The organism is Oleiagrimonas sp. (genome assembly GCF_027858935.1).
GTDB lineage: Bacteria > Pseudomonadota > Gammaproteobacteria > Xanthomonadales > Rhodanobacteraceae > Oleiagrimonas.
Genome location: NZ_JAQIBU010000343.1, coordinates 1 through 11,904, shown reverse-complemented (window position 1 = coordinate 11,904; position 11,904 = coordinate 1). Strand labels below are relative to the sequence as shown.

General features: G+C 66.8%; 10 protein-coding genes. 4 read left to right on the top strand and 6 right to left on the bottom strand.

Annotated elements, in window-relative coordinates:
* From alaS to PF446_RS13055, 6 genes are all read right to left on the bottom strand, one after another.
* Positions 1–1,814, bottom strand: a 1,814-nt coding sequence (gene alaS, locus PF446_RS13080) for an alanine--tRNA ligase (protein WP_298072314.1), incomplete at its 3' end; no start/stop codon positions are given.
* A gap of 66 nt (positions 1,815–1,880) precedes the next feature.
* Positions 1,881–2,372: a regulatory protein RecX gene (locus PF446_RS13075; RefSeq protein WP_298072312.1), complete on the bottom strand. Its 492-nt coding sequence runs from the start codon at positions 2,370–2,372 to the stop codon at positions 1,881–1,883.
* 93 nt (positions 2,373–2,465) lie between these two features.
* On the bottom strand, positions 2,466–3,515 hold the full coding sequence (gene recA / locus PF446_RS13070; RefSeq protein ID WP_298072310.1) for a recombinase RecA: 1,050 nt from the start codon (positions 3,513–3,515) through the stop codon (positions 2,466–2,468).
* A 137-nt stretch (positions 3,516–3,652) separates the two neighbouring features.
* On the bottom strand, positions 3,653–4,162 hold the full coding sequence (locus PF446_RS13065; protein ID WP_298072308.1) for a CinA family protein: 510 nt from the start codon (positions 4,160–4,162) through the stop codon (positions 3,653–3,655).
* 49 nt (positions 4,163–4,211) lie between these two features.
* Complete coding sequence (gene pyrC / locus PF446_RS13060) at positions 4,212–5,264, bottom strand: dihydroorotase (protein WP_298072306.1); 1,053 nt, start codon at positions 5,262–5,264, stop codon at positions 4,212–4,214.
* A 162-nt stretch (positions 5,265–5,426) separates the two neighbouring features.
* Positions 5,427–6,323 carry a LysR family transcriptional regulator gene (locus tag PF446_RS13055; protein WP_298072304.1) on the bottom strand — a complete coding sequence of 299 codons (897 nt, stop codon included), beginning with the start codon at positions 6,321–6,323 and terminating at the stop codon, positions 5,427–5,429.
* A 105-nt stretch (positions 6,324–6,428) separates the two neighbouring features.
* Here PF446_RS13055 and PF446_RS13050 point away from each other — a divergent pair, with 105 nt between their 5' ends.
* The 4 genes from PF446_RS13050 to PF446_RS13035 form a co-directional block, all read left to right on the top strand.
* Positions 6,429–8,033 carry a proton-conducting transporter membrane subunit gene (locus PF446_RS13050; protein WP_298072301.1) on the top strand — a complete coding sequence of 535 codons (1,605 nt, stop codon included), beginning with the start codon at positions 6,429–6,431 and terminating at the stop codon, positions 8,031–8,033.
* Entirely contained in the window at positions 8,030–10,540 is a 2,511-nt protein-coding gene (locus PF446_RS13045; RefSeq protein ID WP_298072299.1) for a DUF2309 domain-containing protein, read from the top strand. The genes PF446_RS13050 and PF446_RS13045 overlap by 4 nt, the downstream gene beginning before the upstream one ends.
* Complete coding sequence (locus tag PF446_RS13040; RefSeq protein ID WP_298072297.1) at positions 10,537–11,565, top strand: L-threonylcarbamoyladenylate synthase; 1,029 nt, start codon at positions 10,537–10,539, stop codon at positions 11,563–11,565. Before PF446_RS13045 ends, PF446_RS13040 begins: the two co-directional genes overlap by 4 nt.
* Positions 11,566–11,710: 145 nt before the next feature.
* The coding region (locus PF446_RS13035) for a hypothetical protein (protein ID WP_298072296.1) at positions 11,711–11,904 on the top strand (194 nt) is incomplete at its 3' end.

Below are 11,904 nucleotides of genomic sequence, written 5' to 3'. Positions count from 1 at the left end.
GGCTGTTCGTTTGCAAAGTCGAAACGCAGGCGGTCAGGAGCCACCAGCGAACCCTTCTGCGTCACATGCGTGCCCAGCACCTCGCGCAGTGCCGCGTGCAGCAGATGCGTGGCCGAGTGGTTGAGCACGATCGCCTGGCGGCGGGTACCGTCGACCACGGCCGTGAGGGTCTGCCCCGCGCGCAACGTGCCGCTGCCGTGCCAGCGGCCGACATGACCATGGAAACTGCCGGCCATTTTCTGTGTGTCGGTCACCTCAAGCTGACCCGCGTCGCCGCGCAGATCGCCGCAGTCACCCACCTGACCGCCGGACTCGGCATAGAACGGCGTGCGGTCGAGCAGCACGATGCCCGATTCGCCATCGGACAGCGCATCGACCGCGCTTCCGTCGCGCACGATCGCCAGCACCTTCAGGCCGCCCTCTTCCAGCCGGTCGTAGCCAAGGAACTCGGTCCGTTCCAGCGTGCTGATCAGGTCCGCCGGAAGCATGCCCCTGGATTCGAAACGACTGGCGGCACGGGCACGTTCGCGCTGCGCCTGCATGGCCCTCTCGAAGCCGTCCATGTCCACCGTCATGTCGCGCTCACGCGCGATATCGGCGGTCAAATCGACCGGGAAGCCGTAGGTGTCGTACAGACGGAACGCATCCTCGCCCGGAATGGTCCTGCCGTCGCTGGCGGCGGCCACGTCCTCGAACAGCTTCATGCCCAGCTCGAGCGTCTCGCCGAAGCGCTGCTCCTCCTGACGCAGGGCCTTTTCCACAACCCCCTGCTGCCGGGCCAGTTCCGGATAGGGTTCGCCCATCTCGGCCACCAGCGGGGCAACCATCCTGCAGAAGAACTCGCCCTGGGTCCCGAGCATCCAGCCGTGGCGAAGCGCGCGTCGGATGATGCGCCGCAGAACGTAGCCACGGCCCTCGTTGGACGGCATCACGCCGTCGACAATGAGAAAGGCGCAGGCGCGGATGTGATCGGCGATCACGCGCAGCGACTTGTTCTCCAGGTCGTGGGTGCCGGTGACCTCGGCGGCAGCCTTGATCAGTCGCTGGAACAGGTCGATCTCGTAGTTCGAATGCACGCCCTGCAGGATCGCCGCCAGCCGTTCCAGGCCCATGCCGGTATCCACGCACGGTGCCGGCAAAGGCGCCATGGTGCCGTCCGGCTGGCGATCGAACTGCATGAACACCAGGTTCCAGATCTCGATGTAGCGATCACCGTCCTCTTCGGGTGATCCGGGCGGCCCCCCGGGAATGTGCGGGCCGTGATCGTAGAAGATCTCGCTGGAGGGACCGCAGGGGCCGGTATCGGCCATCTGCCAGAAATTGTCCGAAGCATACGGCGCGCCCTTGTTGTCGCCGATGCGGATGATGCGCTCGGCCGGCACGCCGATCTCGTTCTTCCAGATGTCGAACGCCTCGTCATCGGTCTGGTACACGGTCACCGTGAGCTTGTCGGCGGGCAGGCCGAAGACCTTGGTCAGCAGTTCCCAACCCCAGGCAATGGCCTCCCGTTTGAAATAGTCGCCAAACGACCAGTTGCCCAGCATCTCGAAGAAGGTGTGGTGGCGGGCCGTGTAACCGACCGAATCCAGGTCGTTGTGCTTGCCGCCCGCGCGCAGGCAGCGCTGCACGTCGACGGCGCGCACGTAGCCGGGCTTTTCGCTGCCCAGGAACACGTTCTTGAACTGGACCATGCCCGAGTTGGTGAACATCAGGCTCGGGTCGTTGCCCGGGACCAGTGGTGCGGAGGGCACGATGGTGTGCCCGCGATCACGGAAGAATTCAAGGAATCGCGCGCGAATATCTGCTGTTTTCATGCACTTGGACAATGTATGTGATGTAGGGTATACGCCGCAGCGACACGGGGTCCCGAGGCACGACCATCAATCGTCGGCATCGTCCGCATCGTCCACTTCGGCGCGAGTGACAGCGTTTACTGTGGCGGCGTCGAAGCCGCGACGCAAGAGGAACTGTGCCCGCTTGGCGCGCTCGGCGAATTCGGCCACCGGACTGGCGCCATAGCGTCGCTGCAACTGCGCTTGGGCCGAACGGCGCCAGTTGACCTCGGCCGCATCGATCAGCGCCTGGATGCGCGCATCATCGATGGCATGGGTACGCAACTCGGCCTGCAGGCGTCGCGGCCCATACCCCTGCTCGATGCGGTTGCGCACCAGCATCCCGGCAAAGCGGACATCGCTCTGGTAATTGTCACTGGCCAGCCGATCCAGCGCCTCTCCGGTCTCGTCGCGGGCATAACCATCGCGCAGCAGGCGCTCATGCAGTTCGCGGCGCGAATATTCCCGCCGCGCCAACAGCGCCAGCGCCTTGTCGTAGGCAGGACGTTTTTGCGCCTTGTCCCTGCCGGTGCGCTTCATGCACACCGACCATGCACGACAAGACAGCCGGTCGACGCGCGACCGGCTGTCCGGGAAGCCTCATGCGGGAGCATGCCGCAAGGCACGCTCGGCTCAGGCCTCTTCGGCGACGGTATCGTCCTCGGCCGCGTCATTGGCATCGGACTTGGCGCCGCCACCGACCAGCAGGCGCTCGCGCAGCGTGGCGTCGATCTCGTCGGCGATGGCCGGGTTTTCCTTCAGGAACTGGCGCACGTTCTCCTTGCCCTGGCCGATACGATCGCCGTTGTAGCTGTACCAGGCGCCGGCCTTGTCAATGAGGTTCTGCTCCACGCCCATGTCGATGATCTCGCCCTCGCGCGAGGTGCCCTCGCCGTACAGGATCTCGAACTCGGCCTTGCGGAACGGCGGTGCCACCTTGTTCTTGACCACCTTCACGCGGGTCTGCGAACCGATCACCTCGTCGCCCTTCTTGACCGCGCCGATGCGACGGATGTCCAGGCGTACCGAGGCGTAGAACTTCAGCGCGTTGCCGCCGGTGGTGGTCTCGGGACTGCCGAACATCACGCCGATCTTCATGCGGATCTGGTTGATGAAGATCACCAGGCAGCCGGACTTCTTGATGTTGGAGGTGAGCTTGCGCAGCGCCTGGCTCATCAGGCGCGCGTGCAGGCCGACGTGGGAGTCGCCCATCTCGCCCTCGATCTCGGCCTTGGGCGTGAGCGCGGCAACGGAGTCGATCACCACCATGTCCACGGCGTTGGAACGCACCAGCATGTCGGCGATCTCCAGGGCCTGCTCGCCGGTGTCCGGCTGCGAGACCAGCAGGTCGTCCACGTTCACGCCCAGCTTCTCGGCGTAGCTCGGGTCCAGCGCGTGCTCGGCGTCGATGAAGGCGGCCGTGCCACCCTTCTTCTGGCACTGGGCGATGGCCTGCAGGGTCAATGTGGTCTTGCCCGAGGATTCCGGCCCGTAGATCTCGACCACGCGTCCGCGCGGCAGGCCACCCACCCCCAGCGCAATATCCAGGCCCAAGGAGCCGGTCGACACGGTTTCGATGGCGACCTGGACGTGGTCTCCCATGCGCATGACAGCGCCCTTGCCGAACTGCTTTTCGATCTGGCTCAGCGCTGATGTCAGCGCACGGCGCTTGTTGTCGTCCATCGTCGATACCTCAGGAGAAAAAGTTGTGATGCCCCAGCGTGCGCGCATCGGTTCTCACGGACTGCGACACATGGCGCGCACGTCGCGATGCCCAGTATCCCACACCCGAACCGAACCGCGCGAAGGCCGGGGCCGCGTCAGTCCGTAAGAATCTTCCGAATGCCTTCGAGGGCCGCAGCCACGGTCTGCCTGCGCACGGCCTCGCGGTCGCCCCCGAAATGGAACAACTGGGCATGCGCGTAGCCACCCCGTCGCTTCCAGCCAATCCAGACCGTGCCGACCGGCTTGTCCTCGGTGCCGCCGCCCGGGCCGGCGATGCCGGTCACCGCCACCGCAACGCCGGCGCCGAAGCGTGCCAGCGCGCCGGCCACCATTTCCACCACGGTCTCCTCGCTGACCGCGCCGGTGTCCTCCAGCGTGCGCGGATTGACCCCCAGCAACGCTTCCTTGGCCTCGTAGCTGTAGGCCACCACACCGCACCCGAACCAGGACGAGCTGCCGGCAAGGTCGGTGGCCACCTTGGCAATCCAGCCACCGGTGCAGGACTCGGCCGTCACCAGCATCAGCTGCTTGTGCTGCACCAGCGCGCCAATATCACGCACCAGCGTGGCGAGGTCTTCATCGGTGGGGATGGTGCGTGGGGACATCGAGTGAGCTCCGTTTCGGATTGTGCGCAGCAAGCCCGGCAATCGCCGGTCAGGATACCCGTGCTTGCGGGTCAAGCATCCAGGCGATGGTGCCGCCGGCGCGCAAGGGCACCCCTGGCGTATCACCGCACGGGAACTCGGCCGGTACGGTCCAGGCGCGTTTTTCCAGCGTGATCCGCGAGCTGTTGCGGGGCAACCGGTAGAAGTCGGGTCCGTGGAAACTGGCAAAGCCTTCCAGCCGGTCCAGATGCCCGGCCGCCTCGAACGCCTCGGCATACAGTTCGATCGCGGCATGCGCGGTATAGATGCCGGCACAGCCGCAACCGGTTTCCTTGGCGTGGAGCGGATGCGGCGCACTGTCGGTGCCCAGGAAGAACTTCGGGCTGCCGCTGGTGGCCGCCTCCACCAGCGCTTCGCGATGGCGCGCGCGCTTGAGCACCGGCAGGCAGTAGTGGTGCGGGTTGAGTCCGCCGGCAAAGATCGCATTGCGGTCCAGCAGCAGGTGATGCGCGGTGATCGTGGCGGCGACATGGGCGGGCGCATCGCGGACAAATTCGACCGCGTTGCGGGTGGTGATGTGCTCAAGCACCATGCGCAGTCCCGGGAAACGCGACACCAGCGGCGACAGGTGCTGGTCGATGAAGACCTGCTCGCGATCAAAGATGTCCACCGACGGGTCGGTGACCTCGCCGTGCATCAGCAGCGGCAGGTCATGCTCCTGCATCGCCTCCAGCACCGGTTGCACGCGCGACAGATCGCGCACGCCCTGATCGGAGTTGGTGGTCGCGCCCGCCGGATAGTACTTGACCGCATGCACGATGCCGCTGGCCTTGGCCAGGGCGATTTCCGCAGGCGTGGTGGCCTCGGTCAGGTACAGCGTCATCAGCGGTTCAAATATCATCCCCGCCGGCAACGCCGCGAGGATCCGCTGGCGGTAGGCCCGGGCCTGCGCCACTGTGGTCACCGGCGGCTTGAGATTGGGCATGACGATGGCGCGTGCAAAGCGCCGCGCCGTGTCCGGCAGCACCGAGGCCAGCACCGCGCCGTCGCGCAGGTGCAGGTGCCAGTCGTCGGGACGGGTCAGCTCAAGGCGTGTGGTCATGCAGGTCGTTCCGGATGCGATCAGGCGAAGGACACGGGCGGCCGCGATCGTGGATCAGGGCACGCCACATGATAACGGGCCAGGCCCACGAGCATGAAATTGCGCTGCGCAGACCATGACCACCGCCGTGGCTCGTCTCCGGACATCTGTTCGACCCTGGCATCATTCGATCAACGCCCCGGCCTCGCGCGGCGCAATCAATGGCCTGAGCAAGGGGTTCGGAAAGCGCCGTTTCATGGTCACGGCGAAGAATGTTTCGCTCAGATGAGGCAGTTGCTCCACCTCGACCAGCCGCCCGCTGGCGAGCTCGTCCTTGACCACGATCGGTGGCACCACCGCCAGTCCGAGATCCTCGCGTGCCAGCAGCCGCATCATCGCCATGTCGTCGACCTCCGCGGCGATTCGCACGCGCAGTCCCATGCGGTCGATCAAGGCGTCGAATCCGATGCGAACGCTGCTCTCCATGGTCGGCAACACCAGCGGTTCGCGGGCCAGCAGGCGGGCCAGCGGGCCGCCCTCGCCGATGCGCGCCGGCGTGCCGATCAGGCTTACGGGCTGTTCGGCGATCGGATGGGATATCCATGGCGTGGCGGCATCGCGCTGCGGCGCAACGTTGACCAGCACCACGTCCAGCCGATGCGCCTCGAGACTTTGCAGCAGATGCGCCGTGCTGCCGGAACGCACGATCACCTCGACATCCTCGCGCGCCAGCAGCGGGCGCAGGAAACCGATCTGGAAGTTTCGCGAGAGCGTGGCCAGGGCGCCCACGCGCAGAATGGACCGGCGATCTTCGGGCCGGTCCTTCAGCGTAGCCAGCAGTTCGGCGCCGCCGGCAAAGATCGTCTCGGCGTGATCGAACGCGATGCGGCCCGCCTCGGTCAGTCGCAATTGCCTTCCGCTGCGTTCAAACAGATCGTGACCCAACTGGGTCTCGAGTTTCCTGATCTGGATCGACAGCGCCGACTGCGACACCCGCAGCTTTTCCGCGGTCCGGGTGAGATTGCCCTCGCGGGCCACGGCCCAGAAATAGCGCAAGTGGTTGTAATTGAGTGCGCGCACAGAACGTTCTTTTTTATATATTGAAATGTTTCATACAATGAATTTTATAGAATAGTCAAATTGCAGTACCTTCTTCGCGCACCCTGCCCCACCGCGGAGAACCCGATGCCCCCCGTCCTTGCCAACCTGGCCCTGCTCGCCCCCGCAGCGCTGCTGCTCGCGGCCTGGTGGCCGGCAGATGCGCGCAGCCCACGACCACGGCTACGACTGCTGCTGTGCCGACTGGCCACGGCGGCCGCGCTGCTGATGGCGCTGCTTGCGGTGGCGCTGGTGGCGACACTCGGTGCCACGACGGGCCCGCTCCTCGGAGGCATGGGCACGGGCCTGTCGGTGCGGCTGGATGCCGTCAGCTGCAGCATGTTCGTGCTGGTCGCCTTTGTCGGCGTCATCGTGGTGCAGTACAGCCGCAACTACATGGATGGCGATGCCCGCCAGGGCGCCTTCATGAGCGGGCTGTGCCTGACCCTGGCCGCAGTGCTGGCGATGGTGCTGGCCGGCAACCTGACCCAGCTGGTGGTGGCCTGGATCGCCACCAGCCTCACGCTGCATCGCCTGCTGGTGTTCTATCGCGAGCGCCGTCCGGCACGCATGGCCGCGCACAAGAAGTTCATCCTGGCGCGCATCGGCGACGTGTGCCTGATCGGCGCAAGCGTGCTGCTGATCATGGCCTTCGGCAGCACCGACATCGCCACCATTCTCACGCGTGCGCACACCCTGGCACCCGGGGCGCCGCACGCGTCCGTGCAGGTGGCCGCCCTGCTGATCGGCATCGCCGCCCTGCTCAAGTCGGCCCAGTTTCCCAGCCAGGGCTGGCTGCCGGAGGTGATGGACACGCCGACACCGGTCTCCGCCCTGCTCCACGCCGGCATCATCAATGCCGGCGGTTTCCTGATGATCCGCTTCGCCGACGTCATGCTGGTGTCGGAACCAGCGCTGCATTTAATCGCACTGGTTGGCGGATTCACCGCGTTGTTCGGTGGCGTGGTGATGCTGACCCAGACCAGCGTGAAGGGTTCGCTGGCCTGGTCGACGGTGGCGCAGATGGGCTTCATGACGCTGCAGTGTGGTTTGGGCGCGTTCGCGATTGCACTGCTGCATCTGGTGGCCCACTCGCTGTACAAGGCGCATGCCTTCCTGTCCTCCGGCAGCGTGGTCGAAGTGGCCCCTGCACCCTCCAACACCCGCCCGCGGATCCTGCCCGTGCTGACCAGCCTGGCGCTGGCACTGGCCCTGTATGCCGCGATCGGCTGGATCTGGGGCGTGTTTGCGCGTGGCGAGGCCGCGGTGTTGACCCTTGGCGGCATTCTGGTGCTGGGCGTGAGCATGCTGATGGTGCCGGCGATGCATGCCGGGGCCCGGCGCAAAATGCTGGCCCGCATGCTGGTCGCAGCGGGCGCCAGCACGGTCGCCTATTTCGTGCTGGAAAGCTTCGTGGTCCGGGTGACCGCTTCCATCCTGCCGCCGATCCCACAACCCGATGCGTTGGGCCTGCTGATCATGGGGCTGGCGATCGTGTCGTTTGCTGCCGTCGCGGTGCTGCAGGGCCTGTCCCCGGTATGGCTGCATCGACCCGCGTGGCGCAGCACGCGGGTGCATCTGGCCAACGGCCTGTACATCAATGCCTATTTCAACCGGATGGTCGGCGCGCTGCGCCGCGATGCCGGGCCGCCAGCAGATCCTCGCGCCGCATCAAGGATACCGACCCAATGAGTCTCCATGCACACCCGTTTCATTCGCACGATTGCACCGCGCCCGCCACGCCGGATGTGGCACCAGTCACGCTGCAGGACATGGTCGAGCGCGCTGGCGGCCGCATCGCGCCGCTGTGGCCGATCCAGCATTTCGTGGCGGTCAATCCGTTCCTGGGCCTGACCAACCACAGCTTTGCCGCTGCGGCGCAACTGGTGGCACGCGCCGCGGGGGCGCGCATGACCATGCCGCGTGCGTTCTATCGCAAGGCCATGGCCGACGGCCGCATCCGCGACAAGGATCTGGCGCTGGCCTTGCAGCAGAACGACAGCACGGATGCCTTGCCCGAGGACATCGACGCACTGAAGCGTCGCGTGCAGGCCTCGGAATCGTCCGCACCGCGGCCTCTGGCGACGGCCGCAGACGCCGCCAGCCAGGCCACCGGATACGACTGGGCGGCGCTGGCAGCGGAACAGATCTCGCTGTGGGCGGCCAGCCATTTCGACCAGGGACAGGCCCTGTGGCTGTCCCCCTCGCGGCACCTTGGCCCCTACGCCGCATGGCGTGAACATGCCCGGATTGACCGCACGCCCCAGATCATGGGGCTGACCGGATTCCGCAAGATCGTGAAGGCCCTGCCGGACACGGCCGAAGCGATGATCCGCGAGGGCGTGGCGCGCCTGCAGATCCCCGAGAGCGGGCTCGCGGACTACCTGCACCGCTTGTTGATGAGCATGGATGGATGGGCCGGGTATGCCCGCTACCGCGGCTGGCAGAGCGAACTGCACCAGCGCAGTGACTCGACCCTGATGGAACTGCTGGCCGTCCGGCTGGCGTGGGACGTGGCGATCCTTGCCTCGTTCGAGGATCACGAGGCGGTGGCCACGCAGTGGACGCAGGCGCGTGGGCAACTGCAGCCGCCCGGACCCGTCGACGCGGAACGGGCACTGGACCACCTGCTGCAGCTGGCTTACGAAATCGGCTGGCAACGGGGCATGCTGGACCAATTGCGCACGCCGCCACAGGCGCCGAAAACCACCCGCAAGGCGGTGCAGGCGGCGTTCTGCATCGACGTGCGTTCGGAAGTCTTCCGCCGCGCGCTGGAAAGCGAGTCCCCCGCGATCGACACCCTCGGCGTGGCGGGTTTCTTCGGCATGCCAATCGAATTCGTGCCGCTGGGCCACGCCCACGGGGGCGCCCAGTGTCCAGCGCTGATCACCCCGGCCGTGCGCGTGCGCGAACGGGTCAAGGCGGCCTCGTCGCAGGAGGAGTCGGGCTTTGTCCACCTGCGTCAGTTGCGCCTGCGCGTGTCGGCCTCCTGGCGCTGGTTCAAGCTTGCGGCGGTCTCATCGTTCGCCTTCGTGGAAACCATGGGCTGGATCTACCTGGGCAAGCTGGTCACCGACGGTTTCGGTTTCAGCCGCCCGGTTCCGCACCCCGCCACCGACGGCATCGACGACCACCTGATCCCCAGGCTGGCGCCGGACATCACGCCCGCTTCAGATCACGGCCACGCCAGCGGCTTGCCGCTGGATACCCGCGTACAACTGGCCGAGGGTGCCCTGAAAGCGATGTCGCTGCGGCAGGACTTTGCCCGACTGGTGGTGCTGGCCGGGCACGCCGCGACCTCGATCAACAACCCGCACGCCAGCGGCCTGGACTGCGGCGCATGCGGCGGGCATTCCGGCGAGGCCAATGCGCGCGTGGCGGCCGCCGTGCTCAACGACCCGCACGTGCGCAAGGAACTCAGCGCACGCGGCATGCCCATCCCCGAGGACACGTGGTTTGTCGGCGCGCTGCACAACACCACCACCGATGCGTTGACCCTTTTCGACACCGAAGACCTGCCCGCCACGCATGCCGGGGACCTGGAACAGCTGCAGGTCTGGGCCGAAGCGGCGGGCGAGCGTACGCGGATCGAGCGCGCCGGCGGACTGAACCTGCGCCGCGCGGGTGCGGTCCATGCACAAATCATGGCCCGCAGTCGCGACTGGAGCCAGGTCCGTCCCGAATGGGGACTGGCCGGTTGCGCCGCCTTCGTGGTGGCGCCCCGTCACCGCACCGCACACCTCGACCTGCAGGGACGTGCGTTCCTCAACTCCTACGACTGGCGTCAGGACCAGGACTTTGCCGTCCTCGAATCGATCATGACCGCGCCCATGATCGTCGGCTCATGGATCAACCTGCAGTATTACGGCTCGACGGTGGACAACACGGCCTTCGGCTGCGGCAACAAGGTACTGCACAACGTGGTCGGCAAGCTTGGAGTCCTGGAGGGCAACGGGGGCAACCTGCGTACCGGACTGCCCCTGCAGTCGCTGCATGACGGCCAGCGCTGGGTGCACGAACCTTTGCGTCTGTCGGTGGTGATTGCCGCCCCGATCGACGCGATCAATGCGTTGATTGCCAAGCACGAGGCGGTGCGTGAGCTGGTCGACAACGGCTGGATCCATCTGTTCGCCATGCCGGATCAGCCAGGGCCGCTCAAGCGCTACTGCGGCGCGCTGCAGTGGCAGGCCACGGCATGAACGATCCCCTTGACGGGGCGCCCGGCGAAGTGTCGCCGGGCCCGCAGGCACAAGGCCAGGAGGTCCGCAAGGCGGTCCAGGTGCTGCGCCGCGGTGGGCTGATCGGACTGCCCACCGAGACCGTGTACGGCCTGGGCGCGGACGCCGGCAATGCGCACGCCGTGGCCCGCATTTTCGCCGCCAAGGGCCGCCCCCCGGATCATCCGCTGATCGTGCATCTGCATGACTTCGGGCAGATCGGGGCATGGGCCCGCCAGGTCCCACGTGTCGCGCGCGAGCTGGCCGAGGCCTTCTGGCCGGGTCCGCTGACGCTCATCCTGCCGCGCGCTCCGACGGTACTCGATGCCGTGACCGGAGGACTCGACACCGTGGCGCTGCGGGTGCCCTCGCATCCGCTGGCACGCCGGGTCCTGGAGCAGTTCGGCGGCGGCATCGCCGCGCCCTCGGCCAACCCGCACAAGAAGATCAGCCCCACCACCATGCAGGACGTGCGCGAGGCACTGGGCGACGCCGTCGACCTGCTGCTCGACGGCGGGCCCTGCGCGCTGGGCATCGAGTCCACCATCGTCGACTTGTCTGGTGCGCGTGCGCGCATCCTGCGTCCCGGCAGCATCACGCCAGAGGCGATGCAGCAGGTGGCCGGGCTCGATGTCGGCTACGCCGTCGACCCCACGCTGCGCAGTCCCGGCAGCATGTCATTGCACTATGCGCCGCAGGCCCGCGTGGTGCTGATACCGGTCGCACAGGTCCAGCAGGAAATCGACGCCTGCATCGCGCGTGGCCTGCGGGCCGGCGTGCTTTCGGCGCGCCGCGTCCCGACCTGGCCGGCGCAGATTCCATGGCTGGCGCTGGGCGAATCGCCCGCCGAACAGGCCCAGCACTTGTACCAGCGTCTGCGCGAGGCGGACCGCCTGGGTCTGGATGTCCTGATCGCGGTGCCTCCCGGGGATCCCGGGATCGGCCATGCCGTGCGCGATCGCCTGCGCCGCGCCGCCGGTCTCGGCGAGGCGCCACACCAGGCGTAGGCAAGCCCCCACGGCGCATGGATCGATGCCGACTATGGCAAGCTCTGTGGTTGCACTGCGCGACCGGTTGCACGGGTTGCGGGCAGACAGTGAAGGCACGAACGCGCGAAAATGGCCCACACCCCCGCGGGACAGTATCGAGAGCATGGGCACGAAAAGCACGTCGCACACCGACCCGAAAAAAACCGTGAAAGCCGCTGCCAGCGCGGCGCCCCACACTCCGCTGATGCGCCAGTACCTGGCCACCAAGGCCGAGCATCCGGACGTGCTGCTGTTCTTTCGCATGGGCGATTTCTACGAGCTGTTCTACGACGACGCGCGCAAGGCGGCGCGGCTGCT